This is a genomic window from uncultured Desulfovibrio sp., assembly GCF_944327235.1.
GTDB lineage: Bacteria > Desulfobacterota > Desulfovibrionia > Desulfovibrionales > Desulfovibrionaceae > Desulfovibrio.
This window is the reverse complement of the sequence record NZ_CALVHE010000007.1, coordinates 1-23,970: the sequence shown is the minus strand read 5'-3', so window position 1 is coordinate 23,970 and position 23,970 is coordinate 1. Positions and strand designations below refer to the sequence as shown.

Genomic DNA, 23,970 nt, shown 5'->3' with positions numbered 1-23,970 from the left:
CGATCGGCGCGCCAGACATTTGGCGCTGTCCGGACGCAAAAAAAGGGGAGCACGCCGCATATGGCGTCCTCCCCGTGCATGATGCGGAGATGCAAGGATGATCACAACGTGAAGAGCGCGGGCTCCTCACGCAACAGATTGGCGGCGATCAGACGACTGTCCGCCGTATAGGTACCGTTGGCCACCTGCATACGCAGGGCCTCCACCTTGTCCGCGCGCACATCCGGCGCGTTCTGTGCCACGCGATGCGCCTCGCTGAGCAGCATGGCATCCTTCGAGACGCTTATGGAATCCCCTTGTGCGGCATGAGACGTGCCGACATGCTGACGCTCGCCGGCGTTCTCCAGGCGGCCCTGCGCGTAGACATCCCGCACGGAACCAAGCAAACCGGACGCATGTTGAATTTCCATCTTGTCCTCCTGCCTGATGAATCAGGACCGAACAGGAGCAGGCTTGTCCAGCATACTCCTGTCAATTTTTTCTCGTGTTATGCGCCACAACAGGCGACGTACGCGGGCCTGCAGCTCGGCCGAGAGCTTGCGTGCCCCCCTGTCGTCCTGCCGGACGAAACAGAGCCCCTCCCCCGGAGGATAGGTGAAGCGTATGGTAAAGCCCACGCGCTCGCTGAGCGCCCTGCGGATATCCTCCACCACAGGATTGTCACTGCCGGTGAACAACAGGCTTTCGTACACTTCCTGCGCGACCTTCTCCACATAGACGCCGCGCCGGGGGGTCGGATCAGGATCCTGCGGAGCCTCGCCCGCCGCCAGCCGCATACGTGTGCGCAGACGAGTCAGACGCCGAGCGGCAAGCAATTGCAGCTCGTAGCCCTGGACCCTCTGGCGCAAGCGAACGGCAGCGATATCAGACATAAGACTCCCCATTCCCTTCTGGCATTCTTTTCGACCGCGCGCGCGATTACTTTAGAGGCTTCCGAAAAGATTAGGCAATCTCTTTCCGCCCGTCCCCATTCGGCCGACTGCCGTTGCGGGCCAGGGTGCACGTCACGCCAAGCAGGTTGAGCACGCCGAAAAGGATCATATCCGTGCGCATGGCCCGCAAGAACTGCGGCATGTTGTCCGGCCCGACAGCTTCATGCCCCAGAAAAAAACTGAGCGTCAGGGTGATGATGACCATGTTGCAGAGCATACCCGCCGTGCGCACCATGCCCACCAGCCCCGAAGCGCGGCCCACGTTCTTTTCCCCGGCGCTTTCCATGATGATGGCCGTATTGGACAGCGCAAAGAAGCTGACCCCCACGCCCAGCAGGGCCTGCGTGCCGAAAATGATCCAGAGCGTGGAGTCCAGCTCCAGAAAGGCCGCCAGCAACAGACCGCAGCCGCAGAGCACCGTGCCCAGCGTACAGACATGGCCGGGCTGCCAGCGACCGCAGAGGCGCGCGGCCAGCGGGCTGGAAAGCGCCTGGACCAGCGCCTGCATGGCCAGTACGAGCCCGGCGTCCTGTACGCTCATCCCCCGTCCCATCTGCAGGAAGAGGCTGAAAAAGAAGAGCATACCGAAAAATGAACAATAGTTGATGAACGCCGCCACCAGCGAGAGGCTCGTCACCCGATTGTGGGCCAGCATCCGCACGTCGAGCAGCGGGAAGGCCGTACGCAGCTCCCGCAGGCACAGGACCACGGCCAGCACGGCCCATGCCGCCAGCATGGCCCCGCCAAGGCCGGGATAGTCGGCCAGCTCGGACGCGCCGATGGTCAGCGCGGCCATGGAACAGCCATAAATGAGGCAGCCCGCCGTGTCAAAATGTTCCCCTCTGGCGGGACGCCACTCCATCCGCACATGGAACACCGTGAGCAGCATGGCCCCCAGCGCCGCCAGTCCTGTCAGCCAGAACAGCCACTGCCAGCCCAGCCAGCCCGCCACACAACCGGCCAGAGGCGGTCCGCAGGCGATGCCCGCGTATACCGCCGCGCCGCTGATGCCCAGATAGCTGGCGCGCAGTTCGGACGGCGCGGCCGAGACGAGCAGGGCCAGACTGCAGGAGCTGAGCAGGGCGCAGCCCGTCCCCTGCACGAGGCGCAGCGCGATGAACAGCGTCATATCGCCCACAAAGCCGAGCACGATGCTCGTACAGCCGAAGATGGCCATACCGGCAAGAAAGACGCGACGACGGCCGAAGATGTCCCCCAGCGTGCCTCCGGCCAGCTGGAAGATGACCAGTCCCAGAGAATAGACGGCGGCCACGAGACTGAGCTCGCGCGCGCTGGCGCCGAGGCTCTCGCCCAGCGGCGGCAGCACCGCATTGACCCCGGCCATCATGAACGGCATGAAAAACTGGGCGGCGCACATGGCCACCAAAAGTGAGCGATGTTCCCTGAGAACCGGCACGTCTCCCTCCCGCGCCGCCGTCCGCCCGGCCGCGCCGACCGCCGTACGGTCCGGCGTCAGCGCATCATCGTCCAGCGGCGTATTCCGACGCGATGCGTCCCTGTTCCAGCAGCCGGTCCCGGATCCACTCCGCACACTGCTGCGGCGTCCGTCCTTCGGCGGGACAATTCAGACCGGCATAACGCCGGTACAGGGCCTCACGTTCCTCGAAAAGGCCCCGCAGGGTCTGCCCCGGCGCTATGGCCAGGCCCCGGTCGGGATTGCGGGCGATGCGCTCCTCGATGACGGCAAAGGGGACTTCCAGATGGACCACAGGCCCCTGCGACGCCAGATGGCGCATGGCCTCCTCCCGGTAGATCACGCTGCCGCCGGTGGCAAGCACCGTCCGCGGCGCGCGCACGCTGCTCACCACACAGGCCTCGAGATCAAGAAAGGCCTCCTTGGAGAGCTCGTCCGTGACGCCCTGCAGACGGCTGGCATAGAGCGATTCCATAAGATGATCGCTGTCCATGAAAGCCCAATCGAGCAGTTGCGCCAGCGCCTGGCCGACCGTGGACTTGCCCGCTCCGGCCATGCCGATGATGCTGATACAGGGCTGCGTGGGGCCGCCGCAGGGCGTGCAGTGCATAGCTTCTCCTTGCCGCAAGAATCCGCGCCGCGCCGGGCGGCACGTCCGCCAGATTGACCCAAGGCAAATGCCTCTGTCAAGGCGGAGCGACCCGCCCTCCCGTCAGCCCTGTTTTGTCCATCCGCTGAAAATTCTTGCTTCTCCGCCGCTCCGGCACTAATGTTTTCTCCACGCCTTCCGATTGAAGCACAAGAGGAGTGACATTCCATGCGCCATATAATTCTTCCGCTCGGCCTTGCCTGCCTGCTCGGCATGACGGCAGCCCCGCTGACGGCCGACGCCGCCAGCCTGTCACAGGATTCCGGCTCCATCGACATCAACCAGCGTGTGCAGGACTGGAAGGACTACGGGGGGGCCCGCCTGTACTGGCTCTCCGTGGCGCAGCCGCGCCAGATCCGTATGGGCGGCCTGCCCTTCGTGGATCCGGCCTCCCATCCCCAGCTCATCGACGGGGGCAAGGCTCCGGCACGTCGCAGCGCCACGCGGCGTCGGTCCGCACGACAGAAGACCTCCGCCGTGCGCACCCAGAAGGCCCCCAGGGACGCCGCATCCACGTCCCTGCGCAAACCGGCTGCCGCCAAATCCGGCGGGACGGTCAGCTCCGGCACGGTGCCCATCGAACAAACTTCCCGCCGCAGGGGTGGCGGCATAGCCGTCACGACCGAAGTGCCGCGCCCCGTGGCGCCCGTCTCCGGCGGTCCGTGGGCCCCGGTGCCCGGCACGCCGCCGGTCTCGGGACTTGGCATGTACGACGCCCAGCCCGTGCCCGCCATCATCCCCGCAGGCTCTCTGCCGCCCGGTGCGGCGACCAGTCCCGCCATGACGCCTCCCGTCCCGGCTGCCCCGGCTGTGGCGCAACCCGCCGCTCCGGCCGCGGCTCCCGCGCCTGTCGGCGGCCCGGCGGACGTCTACAGCCCGCAGACGGTCCCCGGCACGCCGCTGCCGCCCCTGCCCGGCTCGGCGGCCGCGCAGCCCATGCCCAACCTTCCGGGGGTCCAGGGCACGGCGGCCATGACCGGCGTCCAGAACGGCATGACCGCCCGCAGCGGAGGCTAACCGCGCCCGTCACGGCATGGCGACGCCGGACGGCCTCGCCGGAGGACTTGACGAATCACGCCATGCCATGTATGAACCATTTTTCGAACGTCTTGCCTGCGGCCCGTTCCGGCAGGCACAATCTGCCGTGCGGACACTTTTCTGCCTGAATGCGCCTACCTCGCGCCGGGTCGTCTGCCCCATGTCCGCAGCCGCTTTACGAAAGGAGATATGACCATGAAAAGAACGTACCAGCCCAGCAAAATCCGTCGTGCCCGTACGCATGGTTTCCGTGCCCGCATGGCTACCGCCAGCGGTCGCGCCGTCCTGCGCCGCCGTCGCGCCAAGGGCCGCAAGCAGCTGAGCGCCTAGACCTGCGGCGGGGCAGGCCCTTGCCGTGCACAAGCGCCATGATGATGGCACCGCAGCAACTGCCGAAAGAAGGGCGGATTCGCAAACATGCGGATTACGCCCTCTGTTATGAGCAGGGGCGGCGTCATCACACGGGGAATTTCATCCTTTTCATATTCCCACGACCCGGCAGCGGTAGAGTCCGTGTCGGGATGGCCGTTTCACGCAAGGTCGGCAATGCTGTGACACGCAATCGGCTCAAGCGCCTGCTGCGGGAGTTTTATCGCCTGCATCAGGCTCTTTTGCCGTATGATAGCGACATCGTGACCGTGGCCAAGAAGCACGCGGGGCAGTCTGGACTCGACCTTGCTCAGGTGCGCGCCGAACTGGAGCCCCTGCTCCGGCGGCAGCAGCGCCGGCAGCGGGAGCAGCAGGAGACGCAGTCATGCCGTCCCTGAAGAAGGCTCTGCGCGCTACGGCCATCCTGCCCATCCGTCTCTATCAGTTGTGCCTTTCGCCATTGCTGCCCCCCTCCTGTCGATTCGTCCCCACCTGTTCCGCCTACGCCATTGAGGCGATCACCCGTCACGGTCTGTTGCGCGGCGGGTGGCTGACGTTGTGCCGTCTGGCGCGTTGTCATCCCTGGGGCGGTTCAGGGTATGATCCCGTCCCTCCCGCGCGCCCGCAGCCTGCGGAACCTGTCCCTCACAGGAGTACCACCCCCGATGCAAGAAACTAGCAGCAGCAAAAACCTCGCTCTGGCCATCGTCCTCTGTCTTGCCGTGCTCTTCGGCTGGAGCTTCTTCGCAGAATATATGGGATGGATCGCCAAGCCCGATCCCGAAGTGGCGGCGCAGCAGCAGGCCGAGGCCGAGAAGGCCAGACAGGAGAAGGCCGATGCCGAGAAGGCCCGCACCTCCGTGCCGCTCACGGTCTTTGCTCCGGTCCCGGGACGGGACATCGTCGTTTCCACGCCCCTTTACGAGGCTGTCATCCACAGCGGCGGGGGCGTGGTGCGCTCCTTCCGCCTGAAGCACTATTCCGCCACCATCCAGCCGGATTCGCCGCCGGTCGAACTGGTGGACAGTGCCACGGCGGAATCCGCCCCTCTGGGCCTCGTCATCGACGGGGCCGCGTCCTGGAGTCTCGGTCAGTGGGCGGTGGAGGCCGAGCCTTCTGGTCCCCTCGCCGCCGGACAGAGCGCGGTACTCCGCCTCGTGGGCGAAGTCAACGGCCTGCGCGTGGTGCGTGAGCTCAATTTCTCCGCCGACAGTTACCTCATCCGCGAAAAGACCAGCCTGTCCCCGCTGGGCGACCAGACCCGCAGCGCTCGCGTGGCCTACACCGTGGCCTCCGACGCCAGCAATGCCGGCGGCGGCCAGTACGACGCCATGCGCATCGCCTGGTATCTGGACAACTCCCTCGGTCAGGAGAGCGACGCCGAAGATCTGACCAAGGGCGTCACGGCCACCGGCAACATCAGCTGGGCCGGTCCCATGAGCACCTATTTCCTGTCGGCCATCCTGCCCGGCAACACGAACAACGTCACCGTGAAGGGCCTGCTGCGGGGCGGCGTCTACCGCGTGGCGGTGGAGGAGCAGGACATCCAGCTCACGCCCGGCAAGACCACCGATCTGGAAGCCTCTTACTGGTTCGGCCCCAAGAAGCGCAAGCTGCTCATGGAAGTCTCCGAACCCCTGGCGGGCAGCGTGGAGCTCGGCATGTTCAGCATCATCGCCAAGGGCCTGCTCTGGCTGCTGGAATTCTTCCATCAGTACGTCAATAACTGGGGCCTGGCCATCATCCTCCTGACCGTGCTCATCAAGGCTGTCTTCTGGCCGCTCACGGCCAAGAGCTATGCTTCCATGGAGAAGATGAAGAAGCTCCAGCCCATGATGATGAACATCCGGGAAAAGTACAAGGACAACAAGGAGATGATGAACAAGGAGGTCATGGCCCTCTACAAGACCTATGGCGTCAATCCCGCCAGCGGCTGCATCCCCATCCTTGTCCAGCTCCCCGTGTTCTTCGGCCTCTATCAGGCGTTGCTCACGGCCATCGAACTGCGTCACGCCACCTTCGTCGAGTTCCTGCCGTTCACCGACAAGCTCTGGCTGGCCGACCTGTCCTCCAAGGACCCCTTCTACATCACGCCCATCATCATGGGCCTGACCATGTTCCTGCAACAGCGCATGAGCCCGCCGCCCACCGACCCCACCCAGCAGAAGGTCATGATGTTCCTGCCGCTGATCTTTACGGTGCTGTTCCTCGGCTTCCCGTCGGGTCTGGTGCTGTACTGGCTGGTCAACAACATCCTGTCCATCGCCCAGCAGGGGCTGATGCACCGCAAGAACAGACGTCTCGACGCCGACAATTAGTCGGCCGCCACAATGCGTTCCTAACGGGCGGGCGGCCTGGCCGCCCGCTCTATCGGGGTAGTTATGGAAGGTTTCAAGGAATTTCTTGGCAAAACGCTGGATGCGGCCATTGAAGAGGCCTGCACCTACTACAACGCCACGCGGGAAAAGCTCGAGATAGAGATCATCCAGGACGCCAAGACGGGCATCTTCGGCATCGTCGGCGCCCGTAAGGCCAAGGTCCGCGCCCGTCGCGCCGCTCTGCGGGAAGTGGTGGAAAGCGCGCTTGGACGGAGCAGCCGCCCGGCTGCCGCTGAGGCGGACGCCGCCGGCGGTCGCCAGAACGGTGAGACGCCTGCGGACGAGTCGGCCCGTGAAGCGCGGTCGGAGAAAAATGCCGCCGCACGCGAAGGAGGCGCTCCCCGTCGCGGCAGAGGCCGGACGGAAGAACGCCCCGCGCGGGAAGGCGAGGCGCGGGAAGGCCGCCGCTCCGAAGAACGCGGTCAGAAGGCCGCCCGCAAGGCCATCGCTTCGCGTGAGGAATCGCTGCTGCCCGCCCGCAAGGGGCAGACCATGCCCGCTCCCGTCCAGCCCGCTCCGGAGCCGACGGAAGAGGCCGCGACCGAACCGGCTGCCGAAAACAACGGCGCGCAACCGAGCTGTGCGGAAGCCGCGCCGCGTTCCGACCGCTCCCGCCACGGGGAGCGCTCCGGCGGACGAGCCCCACAGCGGGAGAATCGGCGGCCCCCGGCGGACGACGATATGGACGAGGCCGACGAGACCCTGCCGCGCCGCGCGCTGGAAGAGCTGGATCAGGACCGCCTGCGCGAACTGGCGTGCGACTGCGTGAGCCGCCTCATCCGGCCCATCCTGAGCCAGTCCGCGGAAGCGCCGGAAGTGGACATCGTGGACGGCCGGGTGCGTGTGGCCGTGGATTGCGGCGAGGACTCCGGCCTGCTCATCGGGCGGGAGGGCCAGACGCTGGCGGCCCTGCAATATCTTGCCTCGCGCATCGTCTCGCGCGGCATGGATGCCGCTGTGCGCGTCCAGCTGGATGCCGGGCGCTACCGGCAGCGGCAGGAGGAGAAATTGCGCGACATGGCGCTGGCGCTGGCGGCCAAGGTGCGCCAGACGGGGCGCTCCTACTCCACTCGCCCGCTCAGTTCCTACCACCGGCGCATCATCCATCTCTGTCTGCAGGAAATGGACGACATCCTCACCCGCAGCACCGGGGACGGGCCGCTGAAACGGGTCGTCATCCTGCGCCGTCGCCCGGAAAAAGGCGAGCGCCTGCCGCAGGGCGAACGCGAGAACCGCCGCCGTGCGCGTCCCGAAGCCGGAGCGGAGGATATCACCCCCACCGTCCACGGACCGGACACGCCCGCCGAGGCTTCGCCTCTGACGGCTGACAGCGTACCGGCGGCGACGGATGCCGCCGACACCGAGAAGCTCGCGGCGGGACCTGACGCCGTTGAAGGCGACCGCGCACGGGACGAGGCATGACCACCATCGCGGCCATCGCCACGGCTCCGGGGGCGGGCGGCATCGGCATCGTGCGCCTTTCCGGGCCGCGCGCCAAGGACATCCTGGCGCGGCTCTTCCTGCCGCTCTCGGCGGGCTTCGTCAATTTCCGTCCCTGGCAGCTGCATCATGGCCGCGTGCTGGACTGCCACGGGGAAGCGCTCGACGACGTGCTGGCAGTCTTCATGCCCGGTCCCCGCACCTTCACCGGGGAGGACGTGGCCGAGATCCATTGCCACGGCGGCATGTACATCGTGCAGGCCGTACTGGAGAGCGCGCTGCGGCTCGGCGCGCGGCAGGCCCGGCGCGGTGAGTTCAGCCGCCGGGCGTTCTGTAACGGCCGCATGGACCTGAGCCAGGCCGAAGCCGTGGCCGAGCTCATCGCCGCGCCCTCGCGCGAGGCCGTGCGTTTCGGTCTCTCACGGCTGGACGGGCTGCTCGGACGCCGGGTGCGCACGCTTCGGGCGGAACTGGACGGGCTGCGCGCCCAGATGTGCCTTGCCGTGGACTTCCCTGAAGAGGAAGTGGAGAGCCTTCCCCCGTCCGCCTTTGCCGGGCGCATCCTCCCCGTGATCCACGCGCTGGACGCCCTGCTGCGGGCGCAGCGCCGGGCGCGCGTCATGCAGCAGGGCGCGCAGGTGGTGCTGGCCGGAGCGGTCAATGCCGGGAAATCCAGTCTGATGAATGCCCTGCTGGGGCGACAGCGGGCGCTGGTCACGGACATCCCCGGCACGACGCGCGATTTTATCGAGGAGGGCTGCGATCTGGACGGGCTGCCCGTACGTCTGGTGGACACCGCCGGGCTGCGGGAGACGGACGAGAGCGTGGAACATCTGGGCATCGCCCTGAGTCGGGAAAAACTGGCCCAGGCGGACACCATCCTGCTCGTGGTGGACGGCGGCGCACTGGGACAGGACGGGGCGGCCGCCGCGATCTGCCCGGAACCGGCCGCCGCCGAAGTGCTGGCCACCGCCGGGGATATCCCCGTCCTGCTGGTCTGGAACAAGGCGGATCTCTGCGATCCGGCCGTATTCCCTCCCGCCTGGGCGGGACAGCGCCCGGCATTGCGGCTCTGTGCGCGCAGCGGTGAGGGACTGGACGAACTGGCCGCGCGGCTCCGGGCCTGCATCCTTGCCGGGACGGCCGGAACGCCGCCGGAGGACGGTCTGGCGCCCAACGCACGGCAAGCGCTGGCTCTGGAGCGGGCACGACAGGAATTGGAAGGACTCCATGCGGACATCCTTGCCGGGACGCCCTATGACTGCTGCGCCGTACGTCTGGACGCGGCAACGGCCTTTCTGGATGAGGTCACCGGCAGCAACAGCACTGAAGAGGTGCTCAACAGCATCTTTGAACATTTCTGCATCGGCAAATAGACGGCAGGAGCGCCCCTGAGGCCCTGCCGGGGAACATGGCCATGAATCTTGAAGAGTTGCGCCGTCGCCTGAGCAGCGACGAGATCAATGCCCTGCCCCTGCGGCATTACGAAGGGCCCATCTACCTTGTCCGCAACGAGGCGGACTGGCGCAACGCCCTGCCCCAGCTCCTGGATGAGCGCGTCATCGGCTTCGATACGGAGACTCGCCCCTCCTTCCGCAAAGGCCGCATCAACCAGCCTTCGCTGGTGCAGCTCGCCACCGCCGACGCCGTGTATCTCGTACAGCTCGGCTGGCTGCCCTTTGGCGACTACCTTGCCGACCTGCTGGCCGACGGCCGCTATCTCAAGGTCGGCGTCGGCATTGGCGACGACATGCGGGAACTGGGCAAGATCCATCCCTTCACCCCGGCCGGGCATGTGGATCTCGGCCAGATGGCGCGCCAGAACCGCATGTGCAGCCAGGGGCTGCGCTCCCTTACCGCTCATCTGTTCGGCTGGCGCATCTCCAAGGGGCCGCAATGCTCCAACTGGGGCCTGCCCGAACTGACGCAACGCCAGATCCTCTATGCCGCCACGGACGCCTGGGTGGGACGAGCCATCTTCCTCAAGATGTGCGAGCTGGGCCTTGTGAGGCAACTGCCATGAAGACGCCCCCTCCGGCGCTCGGCCCGCGTCTGGTGTTCTTTACCGGCGGTACGGCCCTGCGGGAGGTCAGCCGCAGCCTCACCCGACTGACGCACAATTCCGTCCATCTGGTCACGCCCTTCGATTCCGGCGGCAGCACGGCCAGTCTGCGCCGGGCCTTCGCCATGCCCGCCGTGGGCGACATCCGCAATCGTCTGGCGGCCCTGGCCGACAGGGACATCATCCCTGATGCGGTCCTGGAGCTCTGGGAACGACGCCTGCCCGAAGACGGCGATCCGGAGGACCTGCGCCAGCAACTGCTGCGGCTGGGCGAGAGCGTCCATCCCTGCTGGCGGGAACTGCCGGATGTCTTTGCCGCCTCCATGCGGCTGTACCTCTCTTTCTTCCTGCGCCGGATGCCGCCCCATTTCGATGCGCGGTATGCCAGTCTCGGCAATCTCATGCTGGCCGGGGGCTATCTGGAACACCGGCGCGATCTCGGGCCGGTGCTGGCCTTTTTTTCCCGACTCCTGCAGGCGCGCGGCGTGGTCACGCCCATCGTGGAAGAGAGCCTGCACCTTGCGGCACTGCTGGACGACGGCAGCCGGGTGATCGGTCAGCACCAGTTCGGCCAGCTTGGGCAGCATATCCGCCGCCTGTTCCTCACCGTGCACGAGCCGGACAGACCCTTCCACGACACCACGCCCTGCCGCCCGGCCATCACCCGTACGGCGGCCACCTATCTGCAAAGCGCGAGCCTCATCTGCTATCCCATGGGCAGCTTCTACACCAGCGTGCTGGCCAATCTGCTGCCCGCCGGCGTGGGCCGGGCCGTCCGATCGGCCGCCTGTCCCAAGGTCTTTCTGCCCAATTCAGGGCAGGACAGGGAGGTCTGCGGCCTGTCCATCCTGAGCCAGACCCGCATGATCCTTGACGCATTGCGGGCGGACTGCCCGGATGCCCGACCGGAAGAGCTGCTGCAATGGGTCGTGGTGGACCGACGGCATGGCGTGTATGAAGGGGGCTGCGACACGACGGCGCTGGCGGACCTCGGCCTGCGCGTGCTGGACGTGGACATGGTGCGCCCGGACATGCCGGAACGCCATGCCCCGGACAAGGTGGCCCGCCTGCTCTGCGGCCTTAGCCGGGGAGAGGATATATGAGCGCGCCGGGACAAGTGCGTCATGTGACCGTGGAGGCCGCGCAGCACGGGGAACGGCTGGACCGGGTCCTCATGGCCGTTTGCGGCCTGAGCCTGCGGGCCGCTCGTCGCCGCATCGACGACGGCGGCATACGGGTGGACGGGAAGACCGCCGTCGCGGCCCAGCGCCTGCGGGCGGGCCAGCGCCTCGAATTGTTCCCCGACGGAGAGGCCGACGACGGCCTGAGCAGCGCCGTCCGCCTGCTGGGGCGGCAGGGCGACCATGTGGCGTTCTTCAAGCCCGCCGGACTACACAGCAGCCCCCTTGCCGGAAGGACCGCGCCCAATCTGGAAGACGCCGCGCGGGCGCTCTGGAACGAGGACGCACAGACCGCTCCCCTGCATTTCCTCCAGCGGCTGGATCAGGCCACTTCCGGCATCGTCTGCGCCGCCCTTTCCGATGACGCCGCGCGCCGCTTCCGGGCGGCCGAAGCCCGCGGGGAATGCGCCAAATACTATCTGGCCCTGCTGCGCGGCGAGCTGGAGGCCCCGCTCACGGCGGACCGGGCGCTGGATGTGGACAGCCGCAGCGTCAGCCGCATCCTGGACAAGATGGCCCCGCCGCTGCGCCATACCCGTTTCTTCCCCCTGCATGTCCTGCGCGGGGATGAAGCCGCCGCCGCGCAGACCGCCAACGGCCTGACCGCTCCCGCCCCGGCCGTCACGCTTGCGGCCTGCGTCATCCGGTGCGGGGCACGTCACCAGATCCGCGCCCACGCGGCCAGTCTCGGCCTGCCGCTTTGCGGCGACGGCCGCTATGCGCGGCCGGGGGATGCCGTCGCAGGTCCGGGCCGGGAACGCTTCCTGCTGCATCATGCCTGCCTGACCGGTCCCGGCTGGCGATGGCTGTGCCTGCCGACATGGGAGCGACTGCCCTTTCTGGAAAATCATTTCCGAAAATGGCTTGAATCCCACAGCCGTTACGATACTATATCTCTCACGGAAAAGGCCGTTGCGGCCCGCGCGCCGGTGCGGGAACGCGTCTGAATCCCATGTCTTTTTTCCGCCACCTTTTTTGAGGAGACGGCATGTTCGCATCCCTGCTGCCCAAGTCTGCCCCTTTTTTTGAAATGCTCATGGAGCAGAACACCCTGCTCCGCCACATGGTCCACCATCTGGTGGGCATGATGGAAAACCTTGACGCCGTGGATGACGCCCACAAGCAGATCTCCCTGCTGGAAGAACAGGGCGACGTGCTGCACGTCAAGATCATCCGCGATCTCTCGCAAACCTTCATCACCCCCATCGACCGGGAAGACATCCTCCGCATCAACCAGATGCAGGAGGAGACCATGGACTGCATCCATACGCTCACCACCCGTCTGCACATCTTTGAATTCTCCAAGATGCGCTTCCCCATGGTGCAGATGGCCCGCACCATCAGCGCCATGCTCGACCTCACCCAGCTCATGCTGGACGGTCTCACCCACCGCAAGGACTGCCACAAGACCCACGCCTTCCGCACCCTGCGCGACGAGTGCGACATGCTGCTGGCCGTGGGCCTGGCCGAACTCATGGACCCGCAAGGAGAGATCACCCCCGCCGCCATCATGGACATGCTCAAGTGGAGCCAGGCATACGACCGCATCAGCATGTTGCTGGAAAACGTCAACAGCCTTGCCGAAACCCTTGAAGAAGCGGTATTGAAAAATGTTTGAGATCCCCCTTCTTCTTGTGCTCATCGTGCTGGTCGCTCTGGTGTTCGACTTCACCAACGGCGCGCACGACTGCGCCAATGCCATCGCCACGGTCGTCTCCACCAAGGTGGTCACGCCCCGGCTTGCCGTGGGCTGCGCGGCGGCGCTCAACCTCATCGGCGCACTGCTCGGGACGGAGGTCGCCAAGACGCTGGGCAGCGGCATCGTGCTGCCCGAAGTGGTGGAGGGCAGCCATGTCCTCGTGCTGGCCGCGCTGGTCGGAGCCATCGGCTGGAACTGCATCACCTGGTATTTCGGCATCCCCTCCTCTTCCTCCCATGCGCTCATCGGCGGGCTCATCGGAGCGGCCATCGCCCATAGCGGCATGGCCGGGCTCAACCTCGGCGGCATCGTCAACAAGGTGCTGCTCCCGCTGATCATCTCCCCTCTGTCGGGCTATGCCGTGGGCTTCGTGCTCATGTGGATCATCTACTGGGTCTGCGCCCCCATACAGCGAAGCAAGGTCAACCGAGCCTTCCGCAAGCTCCAGCTCCTGTCCGCGGGCTTCATGGCCACCAGCCACGGCCTCAATGACGCCCAGAAGACCATGGGCATCATCACGCTGGCACTGATGATCTTCGGCTTTGCCGACACGACGGAACATGTGCCGCTCTGGGTCAAGCTGAGCTGCGCGGGCGCCATGGCCCTCGGTACGGCCATCGGCGGCTGGAAGATCGTCAAGACCATGGGCCACCGCATCTTCAAGCTGGAACCCGTCCACGGCTTTGCCGCCGAGACGTCGGCCTCCATCGTCATCGCGGGAGCCTCCATGGTCGGCGCGCCGGTCAGCACCACGCACACCATTTCCGCCTGCATCTTCGGCGTCGGCTCCACCAAGCGCCTCAGCGCCGTCCGCTGGACCGTGGCCGGACAGCTCGTCATCGCCTGGGTGCTGACCCTGCCCGCGGCCTCGGTCATCGGCTGCCTGTCCTATCTGATCCTGCATCTCATCTGGGCCTGAGGCCGTCCCCGTTCAGGCGGGCCATTTCCCGGCGGGGAGGGAGCATCGCACGACGCGCTCCCTCCCCGTACGTTTCTTTGTTGCAGACCTGTCCGTCGCGACGAGGCGTCCCGCAGGCCGACGCCCCCTTGCGCCACGGACGAACGCTCATCACCACAGGACGCATCATATGGACGCACAGCAGATACGTGCCGCTCTGCCGCGCTGGCGACATGAGCTGCACGCCCACGCCGAAGAAGGCTGGACGGAATTCTGGACCACGGCCCGCGTTGCCGCCATCCTGCAGGGATTGGGGCTCTCGCCGCGCGTCGGGGCGGAAGCGATCGACCGGACGGCCCGCATGGGCCTGCCCAGCGCGCAGCGTCTGGCGGCGGCCCGACGCCGTGCCCAGGGCGAGGGCGCGGACGAGGCCCTGCTGCACCGCATGGGCGACTGTACCGGGGCTGTCGTGGATATCGGCCCGCAGGCCGCGCCGGTGGCCCTTGCCCTGCGGTTCGACCTGGACGCCCTGCCGCTGACGGAAAGCCATTCCCCCGAACATGCTCCGGCCGCGGGCGGCTATGCCTCACGTCATGCCGGGCAATGTCACGCCTGCGGGCATGATGCGCATACGGCGCTCGGTCTGGGCCTCGCCGCCCTGTTGCGGACGGGCCCCGAACTGCGGCGGCGTGTCCGCCTCCTGTTCCAGCCTGCGGAAGAGGGCGTGCGCGGCGCGGCCGCCATGCTGGACCAGGTGCGCGGCATCCCCCGTTTTCTGGCTGTGCATATTGGCCTGGGCCTCCCCACGGGCACGCTGGCCACCGGCGCCGTAGGCCTCATGGCCAGCACCAAGTTCGATGCCGTGTTCAGCGGACGTGCCGCTCATGCCGCCAAAGCGCCGCAACAAGGCCGGGACGCCCTCAAGGGCGCGGCGACGGCCCTGCTCGGTCTGCATGACCTGCCTCGTTACGGGGATGGAGAAAGCCGCATCCATGTCGGAGAGCTGCGCGGCGGCGGTGCGCGCAACGTGGTGGCGGACAGGGCCGTCCTGCGCGGCGAGACCCGCGCCATCACCTGCGAGATGGCCGACGACCTCTTTGCACGCGCCCGCGACGTGCTGGAAGGCGCGGCCGCCATGTACGGTCTGGGCTGCCGCATCTCGGTGGTGGGGCAGGCCCCCGCGGCCGCCAGCGACGCGGATCTTGCCGCCCGGCTGGCCATGCTGGCCCGCTCCCTGCGCACGGAGCACGGCAAACCGCTCTTCGCGCACGTCCAGGAACGCGTCGATATGGGGGCCAGCGACGATGCCGCCGTCTTCATGCGCGCGGTACAGGCCGACGGCGGCAGGGCCGCTTATGCCATCCTCGGCAGCAGCCTGAAGGCGGGCCACCATGCGCCGAATTTCGATCTTGATGAAGCCTGCCTCTGGCCGGGCCTGCTCTGGCTGGAAGCTGTCTGCCGCGCGATAGCGTCCGACGACACGACAGCCTGAACGGCACGCCCGCAACGGGAACGGACAGCGGCGGAAGGCCCGCACGGCTGCCCGCTCCGTCAGCGGATACGTCAATAAAGCTTGTCGAGCACGGCTCCATCCATGGTGAAGCAATGCTCTTCCGCCGGGAAGCTGCCGTCCCGCACAGCCTGCACATAGGCGGAAAAGGCCGCGCGCATGTCCGTGCCGCACTCGGCAAAATGACGGACGAACCGGGGGGACATGCCGTCCACCATGCCCAGCATGTCCTGCCAGACCAGCACCTGTCCGTCACAATCCGGCCCGGCCCCGATGCCGATGGTGGGGATGGTCACCGCCTCGCTGATCCGCCGGGCCAGCGGGGCGGGCACACATTCCAGCACCAGCGCAAAGGCTCCCGCCACCTCCAGCGCGCGGGCATCGTCCAGCAGCTTCTGGGCCGCTTCGGGCGCTTTGCCCTGCACCTTGAAACCGCCGAGCGCGTGCACGGACTGCGGCGTCAGACCGATATGCCCCATGACCGGGATGGAGGCCCGCACGATGGCCCGCACATGTTCCGCAAATTCCGCGCCGCCCTCCAGCTTGACGGCCTGCGCCCGACCTTCCTTGACCAGACGGCCGGCATTGGCGCACGCCTGTTCCGGCGAGAGCTGATAGCTCATGAACGGCATGTCGCAGACCAGCAGGGGACGTTCGCTGCCCCGGGCCACGGCGGCGCAATGCCGGATCATGTCCTCCATGGTGACGGAAAGGGTATCGGCATGACCAAGCATCACCATGCCCAGCGAATCCCCGACCAGCAGGGCATCCACTCCGCTCTGCTCCATGAGCCGGGCGGTGGTGTAGTCGTAGGCCGTCAACATGGACAATTTGCGCTGCCCCTTGGCGGCGCGGAAGGTCACGGCGGTCTCCTTCATCTCACTCTCCTTTTTGCGAGGCGGAAAAGCGCCCCTTGTCCCAAAAGGCATACAACTTGCGGACATCGGAGGCGCACAGCATCGGCATGGCTTCCCGGATGCGCTCCAACGGCCACTCCGACCACTGCATCTCCTCGAGCAGGGCGCATTGCTCGTCGTCAAAACGTTTGCGTACGGCGCGTGCGGGGGGTCCCGCCACGATCGTGTAGGCGGGCACGGACCGGGTGACCACCGCACGGGCGGCGATGACCGCCCCGTTGCCCACCTGTACGCCGGGCATGATCATGGCTTCGGAACCGATCCAGACGTCGTTGCCGATGACGGTGTCCCCCGCCCGACGAAAGCCGTCCACCGCCGCCGCAAAGGCGTCCTCGTCCCGCATGTAGTAAAAGGGGAAGGTCGCTATCCAGTCGGTGCGGTGTCCCTGATTGCCGGCCATGATGAAGCTTGCCCCGCTGCCGATGGAACAGAAGCTGCCGATGATGAGCTTGTCCACATCGTCGCGGTCGGCGGCCAGGTAGCGGGCGCAGTCGTCAAAATCATGCCCGTGGTAATAGCCCGAATAATAGCTGTGCCGCCCCACCCGGATATTGGGATTGCGTACCCGTCCGGCCAGCGTCATGCCTTCAAAGGGAGAATCGAACAGGGGCACGCCACCTATCTCCCGGCCCGTTGAGCGAAACCCATGAGGCTGTGCACGAGCTTGGCGGCGGTGAAGTCCGCATGATGCAGACCGGGGATGGGAGCCAGTTCCACCACATCCAGCCCCACGACCGTACGCCCGCGCAGGCAGGCTTCCAGTATCCGCATGGCCTGATGCCAGAACAGGCCGCCGGGGGACGGCGTCCCCGTGGCAGGCATGAGAGAGGCGTCGAAGCCGTCCACATCGAAGGAGATATAGATCCGGCGCGGGAAGTCCTCCGGCAGCGGACTGTCCGGCAGTCCCTCACGGGCAAGCGCGTCCGCATCATGGCAGACGACGCCGTACTGCCGCCGGACGGCGACCTCCTCGCGGCTCATGTCCCGCACGGCGAACTGCGCCAGCGGCAAACCGAGATCCGCCACGGCCCGATGCATGACGCAGGCATGGGAATAGATGGACCCTTCATAGCTGGGCCGCAGATCGGCATGGGCGTCGAACTGCACGACGCCGAAAGGCTCCCCTTCGGCCGCCAGCGCCCGCAGGGCCCCCAGCGTCACGGTATGCTCGCCGCCCAGCAGTACCGGACAGGCCCGGCAAGCCAGGGCTTCGCGCACGGCGGCCTCTATGCGCTCCAGCACCGTTTCCACAGGACCGGAGCAGGGGATGGCCGGAGCGGTGTAGAAGCCTCCTTCGCCCGGGGCGCTGCAGCCGTCCCAGGCTTCGAGCTGCTGGGAAGCTTCCAGGATGGCCTGCGGCCCGCGGGCCGTGCCGCCGCCGTAGGAGACGCTCTGCTCCAGCGGCGCGGGGATGATGTGGAAGGCGGCGGCCTCCGGCGCGGCCGGGGCGTATTCGGACGCAAGAAAAGCTGGCTTGGACATGGGGGACATCCTCCAAAAAAGATCCGGCAACAGGCGCGTCCGGCGACCACGGCGCGAAGCGCTGCGGCCGACCGGCGTGATCTGTCGCCCATAGCGCACAGGCAGTACCACAGGCCGCGTGAAAAGGCAAAAAAAACGCCGTCGCTATGGGGGACGGCCTCAGTCCTGCCGCGCCCCGCCGCCGTGCTCCGCGTCGCCGCCTTCCGGCCCGGCGGTCCTGTGGTGACGCCAGCGCGCGAGCGGAGATTCCTCATGCAGGGCGAACAGAGGCACGATGGCCCCGATGACCAGCGCTCCCATGACGCAGCAGGTGGTCAGGGCATTATAGGCGATCTCCACCAGCAGGGCCTCGCGGGCGGACGGTTCCGCGGCGGACAGGAAATGCATGGTGGCCAGGATGGTCCGGTAAGCGTACATGCCGGGGATCATGGGCAGCAGGGCCGGGAAGGCGTAAAACTCCGCCGGCGTATGCCAGCGGCGCGCACAGAACATGCTGCAGAAGGAGACGAGCGTGGCCGCGCAGAGCGAGGCAGAGGTGATCCCCATCCCCAGATGCAGCAGCACATAACGCGTGGCGTGCCCCAGCCCCGCCAGCAGGCCCGCCATCAGGCAGACCGGACGCGAGGCATTGGAGATGAGGGCAAAGCCGATGCAGGCCACCACGGCGAACAGGCCGTCCGCCGCCACTTTGCCCGCCAGCAGCAAAAAGTCGCTCATACGCCCGCCCCCTCCACCAGCAGCATGGTCAGCGACAGACCGAGCGCGATGGCGGCGATGAGCATACCCGCCTGTACGGCACGAACGATGCCCATGAGCACATGCCCGTCCAGGATGTCCTGTACGGCATTGATCAGCGGGATGCCGGGGATGAGGAAGAGCACGCTGACCCCAAGCGCGGTCTGCGGTGTCGTCCCCAACTGCCAGACGACCCCGCAGGAGGCCGTCAGCGAGGCGCAGAAGGCGGCACACAGATAGACGATCTTGGGATTCATGCCCACCCGGCTCAATGCCTGCCGCACGCTGAAACCGATGAGGGTCGCCACGAAGACCAGCAGCATGGCCACGGCATCCCCGTCGAACAAACGGCAAAAGGCGGCATTGGCGCAGGCCACAAGCAGACAGAGCCGTAGCGGCGGCACGGAAGGCAGCGACAGGATATGTTCCACCTCCCGCCAGGCGTCCTCCAGCGGGAGGTGCTCATTGACCATGCGCCAGCCCAGCGCATTGAGTGCCTGCACACGCGTGAAGTTCGGGCCGCCCGCCGGCAGGGAACGGACCGCGGTACATGTTTCGCCGCTCGCGCCGTCGCTGACCGTCAGCATGATGTGGCGGGAGAACATGGCCAGCTCCACCGCCATGCCGTAGGCCGTGCCGATGCGACGGGCATTGCGCTCCACGCGCAAGGTCTGTGCGCCGCCTGCCAGCATGACGACGCAGAAAGTCTGCAAGAATTCGCTCACCCGCCGCACATCCGACGGCGTCTGCCGTTCCGTTGCCACGCTGCCTCCGCTTCCCTATGCAAGGCTGCCCCGCCGAAAAGGAAAACGGCCTGCTGGGGCGGCAGGCCGGTTGGAGAACTGTCAGTTTAAGAAAGGAAGGTACTTTTATTCTAGCAAATGTCATGCCAAGTAAAACCCTAGCGGCCTAACAAATTAACACACTTATTTTATTAACTTTTAATTTTATATCCCCAGCAATTAACGTACAATTTTTTTAACTTTTTTCTAGCCCTCCCCGTTGTCACGGAAATCTCTAGAAAAATTTTTGAACCATCCCCCGTCATACTTCCTCGACCGGGGTCTGGTAGAAGGCTTCGTGACGCAACTCTCGTCGGGAAACCGGCAGACGTTCCATGAGGATGAGGCTTTCCGCCCGCCCGCCGGAGGCTTCCCGGTTGGCGTCCCGGCAGTGCACGACCCGCCAGCGGCGCGGCGGCAAAGCCGCGGCCCGCCGCAGCACGGCGCGCTCTTCCTCCGGGCCGCCGTCATTGCCCGTATAGCAATGCACGCTGAGGCAGCCCTGCGGCATGAGTCGTTCCAGCAGGAAATCCAGTGCCGTGAGCGTCGTATCCGCCTGCGTAAGGCAGGCCCTGTCCCCGCCCGGAAGCCAGCCCAGATTGAATACGCCTGCCAGCAAGGGGCGTTGCCGCTCTTCCGGCGGCAATCCCGCCCAGATCAGGGGCAACTCCTGATGGCCGCGGCAAAAAATTTGCACCCGGCAGTCCGGACGCTCCCGCCGGGCCGACGCAAGACGTTCCGTCGCCGCCTGGACGGCTTGCTGCTGGATGTCCACCCCCAGCAGCAATGCCTCCGGCGGCGCACAGGACAACAGGAAGGCGGCATCGTGCCCATTGCCGAGGGTGGCGTCCACCAGCACGGGAGGCAGCGCGGAGATCTCCGCGCCGGACTGACGGAAGGCCGCACAGGCGCGCGCCAGGGCGGCATGGGCCAGACTGTCCAGCAGACTGGGCCGCGAGGGGGGCAACGGGGAGGATGGCATCATGGAAGCCCTCTCGATGATATCGACTCCGCGCGGGCGGGACCGCAGAAAAAAGCCTCGCCCCCGGAGGGGCGAGGCATGACGACCGAAAGGCGGAGAGGACTAGACCTTGGCGGCCGTGCGCAGATCGGCCACGGCGTCGGTCTTTTCCCAGCTGAATTCGGGCAGTTCGCGTCCGAAGTGGCCGTAGCAGGCCGTCTTGGAGTAGATGGGACGCTTGAGATCCAGACGCTTGGTGATGAAGTAGGGGCGCATGTCGAACACTTCGCGCACGGCCTTGGTCAGCACTTCGTCCGGCACATCGCCGCTACCCTGCGAGGACACGAGCACGCTCACCGGATCAGCCACGCCGATGCAGTAGGCGATCTGCACTTCGCAGACCGGAGCCAGACCGGCGGCCACCACGTTCTTGGCGATGTAGCGGGCCATGTAGGCACCGGAACGGTCCACCTTGGAAGCGTCCTTGCCGGAGAAGGCGCCGCCGCCGTGATGACCGCTGCCGCCGTAGGTGTCCTGGATGATCTTGCGGCCGGTCAGACCGCAGTCGCCCATGGGACCGCCCACCACGAAACGGCCGGTGGTGTTGATGAAGATCTCGCAATCCTTCTCATTGAAATAGCCGGAAGGCTCGAGCACGGGGCGGATGACGTGCTTTTTCACGGCCTCGATGATGTCGTCCTGCGAGGCGCTGGCCGCGTGCTGGGTGGAGACCACCACGTTATTGATGCGCACGGGCTTGCCGTCCTGATATTCAAAGGAGACCTGCGTCTTGCCGTCAGGACGGAAGAAGGGCACGGTGCCGTCCTTGCGCACGCGGGTGAGCTGCTGCGAGAGCTGATGCGCCCAGAAGATGGGGGCCGGCATGAGGGTGGGCGTTTCGGAGCAGGCAAAGCCGAACATCATGCCCTGGTCGCCCGCGCCCTGCTCTTCGGGAGCGGCGCGCTTGACGCCCTGCGCGATGTCCGGGGACTGATGGTCGATGGAGGACAGCACGGCGCAGGTGTCGGCGTCAAAGCCCATGTCCGAGCTGGTGTAGCCGATGTTGCGGATGGTCTCGCGCACCACGTGCGGCAGGTCGGCGTATCCCTTGGTGGAGATCTCGCCGGCGATGACGGCCATGCCGGTGGTCACCAGCGTTTCGCACGCCACGTGCGCGTCGGGGTCCTGCGCCAGCAGGGTATCCAGCACGGCGTCGGAAATCTGGTCGGCCACCTTGTCGGGATGACCTTCGGTAACGGACTCGGAGGTAAAGAAGTATTTGCCCTTGGTCTGCATGGGTATCTCCTTGCGGGATTAGTCTTGCAAAAGGATGTTGTCGATAAGGCGGGCCTTGCCCATATGCACGGCACAGGCCATGAGCCCGCGCCCGTTGAGCGTGTCCAGCGGCTCCAGGGAGTCGGCATCCACCACGCTCAGGTAATCCAGACGGCCCAGCGGCAGGTGCTCGGCCCAGTAGAGGAGCACGGCATCCCGCAGGCGCGCGGCGCTGGTCTCTCCCTGCGCCGCCAGACGGCGGGCCAGCTCGAGGCCCTGCCGCAGTTGCGGGGCCTGGGCGCGTTCGGCCTCGGTCATGTAGACATTGCGGGACGACATGGCCAGCCCGTCAGCCTCGCGCATGGTGGGCTGCGTCTCGATCTGCACCGGCACGTTCATGTCCCGCACCATACGGCGGATGATGGCCTGCTGCTGCCAGTCTTTCTGGCCGAACACGGCCACATCCGGCTGCACCAGCCAGAACAGTTTCATGACCACCGTGCAGACGCCGCGGAAGTGGATGGGACGGCTGGCCCCGCACAGCCCACGGGCCATGTCCGGCACTTCCACCCAGGTAGCGTGATCCGGGGCGTACATGCTGCCCTCTTCGGGGATGAAGAGCACATCCGCGCCCTGCTTGCGGGCGATGGCCGCATCCCGCTCATAGTCGCGCGGATAGGCGGCCAGATCCTCATTGGGGCCGAACTGGGTCGGATTGACGAAGAGGCTGACCACCAGCTTGCTGCCGAGCGCGCGCCCCCGCGCCATGAGGGATTCATGCCCGGCATGGTAATACCCCATGGTCGGGACGAGGGCGATACGCTCGCCGTCCTTGCGCCATTGGCGGCAGAGGGCCGCCAGCTCCTGAGGTGATGTCAATATCTGCATATCAAGGTTTTGTGATATTGTTAACGGGAAGTTTTTTATACCCGCCGAACGACGCCTTGTAAAGCCTTCTTTTTGCCTGCCGTCCCGCCACGTCGGGGAGGCCTGCCGCATTGACCCGCCGACGCGGCTCAGGCATAAGAGAATTGGACGACAGCATGGCGTATTTCCCGGTTGAAACACGCGGCGTTCCCCCCTATGCCCTGATGCTTCGCGAAAAACGCGTTTTCCGACGCTATGCCGCCCGTCTTGCCTTTTTCAACGGCAAGACGCTCCAGGCCAGCAGGGCCGCCTGGCGGCGGGCGGGCGGTCGAGCACTTCCGGGGCAGCGGCTCCGTCGGAAGCCGGGATGGCATGGAGGCCGCCGCGCTGCTCTGCGTCTGCGGGCATGACCTCCCCTTTACGCCCCCGGAGAGCTTTCAGGAGTATCTGCCCCTGCTCAAGGCGTCCAACACCGAGGCTCAGGAGTCCTTTTACCAGAATCTGGATCTGTACATCGAAGATTCGGACGATTACCCCGCCATGCATCTTTATCCCCCGCTCGATGCGTCCTCCCCGTCCTCCCGCGAGGCCCTTTTCTGGAACGTGCAGCTTGCGGAAGCGGGCGATCTCCTGGCCATGCATTACCTGGCCACACTCTACGCCGGGACGGAGCCGCCCAGTATGGAGCGGGCCGAGATGTGCTACCGCCGGAGCATGGAAGTCGGCAACAGATCCTGCGCCGCCGATGATCTCTGCCGGCTCTATCTGTCGGGAGCGCTCCCGGACGAGACCGGCCAGAAGACCGCCACCAGCCTGATCTTCTCCGCCTGTGAGGAGCTGTGCGCGGATGGGGAGGATGAAGACGCCCCTGCCGGGCGGAACGTGAAACTCTCCGCCGACGACATGGCGCAACTGAAGGGATACGGCGGACTCGCCGGCGAGGCCAGCCAGCGGGCCAAAATGCAGCTCGATGCCTGCAAGGCCAGGGGAGAAGCCCTCCACGCGCAGGCCAGACGCAACCTTCTGGCCTGGGATGCCCGCAGACGGCATGAGACCGGCAACCTTCTGAAAGCGGCCCGGAAAAAGCTGTCCGTCCTCTGCAAAAACCTCGAGAGCGAGCCACAACAGCCCAGACGGCGCACCGTAGCCCGTCCCGACAAACGCTAGAGGCTGTCACCACTATTCACTGCATATTTCGGGGGAAGGATCCCCCGCACAGGAGGTCGATCCATGGTTGAGGTCTTGAGTTTCCTTATTTTCCTGATCTTCGTCGGAGGGCTCTTCTAGGTAGTGTCGTCAAATTAAAGAGTGTGTTATAATCTCTTCACTTACACTGAGGAGAGACTATATGGCGGCACAT

General features: G+C 66.1%; 26 protein-coding genes. 14 read left to right on the top strand and 12 right to left on the bottom strand.

Annotated elements, in window-relative coordinates; genetic code table 11:
• Positions 1-101 precede the first annotated feature (101 nt).
• The 4 genes from flgM to thrB all read right to left on the bottom strand — a co-directional run bounded on the left by flgM (position 102) and on the right by thrB (position 2,977).
• On the bottom strand, positions 102-410 hold the full coding sequence (flgM, locus tag Q0K00_RS02190) for a flagellar biosynthesis anti-sigma factor FlgM (protein ID WP_297227040.1): 309 nt from the start codon (positions 408-410) through the stop codon (positions 102-104).
• 21 nt (positions 411-431) lie between these two features.
• Positions 432-872: a hypothetical protein gene (locus tag Q0K00_RS02185; RefSeq protein ID WP_297227038.1), complete on the bottom strand. Its 441-nt coding sequence runs from the start codon at positions 870-872 to the stop codon at positions 432-434.
• Positions 873-942: 70 nt separating this feature from the next.
• Positions 943-2,349: an MFS transporter gene (locus tag Q0K00_RS02180; RefSeq protein WP_297227036.1), complete on the bottom strand. Its 1,407-nt coding sequence runs from the start codon at positions 2,347-2,349 to the stop codon at positions 943-945.
• A 64-nt stretch (positions 2,350-2,413) separates the two neighbouring features.
• Positions 2,414-2,977, bottom strand: a complete 564-nt coding sequence (gene thrB / locus Q0K00_RS02175; protein ID WP_297227034.1) for a homoserine kinase — start codon at positions 2,975-2,977, stop codon at positions 2,414-2,416.
• A gap of 207 nt (positions 2,978-3,184) precedes the next feature.
• Here thrB and Q0K00_RS02170 point away from each other — a divergent pair, with 207 nt between their 5' ends.
• The 13 genes from Q0K00_RS02170 to Q0K00_RS02110 all read left to right on the top strand — a co-directional run bounded on the left by Q0K00_RS02170 (position 3,185) and on the right by Q0K00_RS02110 (position 15,573).
• The gene (locus Q0K00_RS02170) at positions 3,185-4,033 is read left to right on the top strand and encodes a hypothetical protein (RefSeq protein WP_297227032.1); all 849 of its coding nucleotides are present in this window, start codon (positions 3,185-3,187) and stop codon (positions 4,031-4,033) included.
• A gap of 216 nt (positions 4,034-4,249) precedes the next feature.
• A complete protein-coding gene (gene rpmH / locus Q0K00_RS02165; RefSeq protein ID WP_296303392.1) occupies positions 4,250-4,384 on the top strand; it encodes a 50S ribosomal protein L34 in 135 nt (44 codons plus the stop codon).
• Between the two features lie 38 nt (positions 4,385-4,422).
• Complete coding sequence (rnpA, locus tag Q0K00_RS02160; protein ID WP_366937599.1) at positions 4,423-4,821, top strand: ribonuclease P protein component; 399 nt, start codon at positions 4,423-4,425, stop codon at positions 4,819-4,821.
• The gene (gene yidD / locus Q0K00_RS02155) at positions 4,809-5,102 is read left to right on the top strand and encodes a membrane protein insertion efficiency factor YidD (protein ID WP_297227029.1); all 294 of its coding nucleotides are present in this window, start codon (positions 4,809-4,811) and stop codon (positions 5,100-5,102) included. Before rnpA ends, yidD begins: the two co-directional genes overlap by 13 nt.
• Entirely contained in the window at positions 5,089-6,741 is a 1,653-nt protein-coding gene (gene yidC, locus Q0K00_RS02150) for a membrane protein insertase YidC (protein WP_297227027.1), read from the top strand. Before yidD ends, yidC begins: the two co-directional genes overlap by 14 nt.
• A 63-nt stretch (positions 6,742-6,804) precedes the next feature.
• Entirely contained in the window at positions 6,805-8,223 is a 1,419-nt protein-coding gene (gene jag, locus Q0K00_RS02145; protein WP_366937598.1) for an RNA-binding cell elongation regulator Jag/EloR, read from the top strand.
• A complete protein-coding gene (mnmE, locus tag Q0K00_RS02140) occupies positions 8,220-9,617 on the top strand; it encodes a tRNA uridine-5-carboxymethylaminomethyl(34) synthesis GTPase MnmE (RefSeq protein WP_297227025.1) in 1,398 nt (465 codons plus the stop codon). Before jag ends, mnmE begins: the two co-directional genes overlap by 4 nt.
• A gap of 41 nt (positions 9,618-9,658) precedes the next feature.
• A complete protein-coding gene (locus Q0K00_RS02135) occupies positions 9,659-10,264 on the top strand; it encodes a 3'-5' exonuclease (protein WP_297227095.1) in 606 nt (201 codons plus the stop codon).
• A complete protein-coding gene (locus Q0K00_RS02130) occupies positions 10,261-11,406 on the top strand; it encodes a GAK system CofD-like protein (RefSeq protein ID WP_297227023.1) in 1,146 nt (381 codons plus the stop codon). Before Q0K00_RS02135 ends, Q0K00_RS02130 begins: the two co-directional genes overlap by 4 nt.
• A complete protein-coding gene (locus tag Q0K00_RS02125) occupies positions 11,403-12,431 on the top strand; it encodes a pseudouridine synthase (RefSeq protein ID WP_297227021.1) in 1,029 nt (342 codons plus the stop codon). The genes Q0K00_RS02130 and Q0K00_RS02125 overlap by 4 nt, the downstream gene beginning before the upstream one ends.
• A 41-nt stretch (positions 12,432-12,472) precedes the next feature.
• Positions 12,473-13,102: a DUF47 family protein gene (locus Q0K00_RS02120; RefSeq protein ID WP_297227019.1), complete on the top strand. Its 630-nt coding sequence runs from the start codon at positions 12,473-12,475 to the stop codon at positions 13,100-13,102.
• Positions 13,095-14,102 (top strand): inorganic phosphate transporter, encoded by a 1,008-nt coding sequence (locus Q0K00_RS02115; protein WP_297227017.1) that lies wholly within the window; start codon positions 13,095-13,097, stop codon positions 14,100-14,102. Before Q0K00_RS02120 ends, Q0K00_RS02115 begins: the two co-directional genes overlap by 8 nt.
• A gap of 169 nt (positions 14,103-14,271) precedes the next feature.
• The gene (locus tag Q0K00_RS02110) at positions 14,272-15,573 is read left to right on the top strand and encodes an amidohydrolase (protein WP_297227015.1); all 1,302 of its coding nucleotides are present in this window, start codon (positions 14,272-14,274) and stop codon (positions 15,571-15,573) included.
• Positions 15,574-15,644: 71 nt separating this feature from the next.
• Here the strand turns inward: Q0K00_RS02110 and panB are convergent, their stop codons facing one another.
• The 8 genes from panB to panC all read right to left on the bottom strand — a co-directional run bounded on the left by panB (position 15,645) and on the right by panC (position 22,631).
• Positions 15,645-16,469, bottom strand: coding sequence for a 3-methyl-2-oxobutanoate hydroxymethyltransferase (gene panB, locus Q0K00_RS02105; RefSeq protein WP_297227013.1), 825 nt, complete (start codon positions 16,467-16,469; stop codon positions 15,645-15,647).
• A gap of 1 nt (position 16,470) precedes the next feature.
• Positions 16,471-17,121 carry a type B chloramphenicol O-acetyltransferase gene (gene catB / locus Q0K00_RS02100; protein WP_297227011.1) on the bottom strand — a complete coding sequence of 217 codons (651 nt, stop codon included), beginning with the start codon at positions 17,119-17,121 and terminating at the stop codon, positions 16,471-16,473.
• Positions 17,122-17,126: 5 nt separating this feature from the next.
• Positions 17,127-17,990 carry an agmatinase gene (speB, locus tag Q0K00_RS02095; RefSeq protein ID WP_297227008.1) on the bottom strand — a complete coding sequence of 288 codons (864 nt, stop codon included), beginning with the start codon at positions 17,988-17,990 and terminating at the stop codon, positions 17,127-17,129.
• A 159-nt stretch (positions 17,991-18,149) separates the two neighbouring features.
• The gene (locus Q0K00_RS02090; RefSeq protein WP_297227006.1) at positions 18,150-18,707 is read right to left on the bottom strand and encodes a threonine/serine exporter family protein; all 558 of its coding nucleotides are present in this window, start codon (positions 18,705-18,707) and stop codon (positions 18,150-18,152) included.
• On the bottom strand, positions 18,704-19,489 hold the full coding sequence (locus tag Q0K00_RS02085; RefSeq protein WP_297227004.1) for a threonine/serine exporter family protein: 786 nt from the start codon (positions 19,487-19,489) through the stop codon (positions 18,704-18,706). The genes Q0K00_RS02090 and Q0K00_RS02085 overlap by 4 nt, the downstream gene beginning before the upstream one ends.
• A 280-nt stretch (positions 19,490-19,769) precedes the next feature.
• The gene (locus tag Q0K00_RS02080) at positions 19,770-20,492 is read right to left on the bottom strand and encodes a class I SAM-dependent methyltransferase (protein ID WP_297227002.1); all 723 of its coding nucleotides are present in this window, start codon (positions 20,490-20,492) and stop codon (positions 19,770-19,772) included.
• Positions 20,493-20,591: 99 nt separating this feature from the next.
• Positions 20,592-21,764, bottom strand: a complete 1,173-nt coding sequence (metK, locus tag Q0K00_RS02075; RefSeq protein ID WP_297226999.1) for a methionine adenosyltransferase — start codon at positions 21,762-21,764, stop codon at positions 20,592-20,594.
• Positions 21,765-21,782: 18 nt separating this feature from the next.
• Complete coding sequence (panC, locus tag Q0K00_RS02070; protein WP_297226997.1) at positions 21,783-22,631, bottom strand: pantoate--beta-alanine ligase; 849 nt, start codon at positions 22,629-22,631, stop codon at positions 21,783-21,785.
• A 351-nt stretch (positions 22,632-22,982) separates the two neighbouring features.
• Between panC and Q0K00_RS02065 the strand changes: the two genes are divergently transcribed.
• Positions 22,983-23,777 (top strand): hypothetical protein, encoded by a 795-nt coding sequence (locus Q0K00_RS02065; protein WP_297226994.1) that lies wholly within the window; start codon positions 22,983-22,985, stop codon positions 23,775-23,777.
• Positions 23,778-23,970 lie beyond the last annotated feature (193 nt).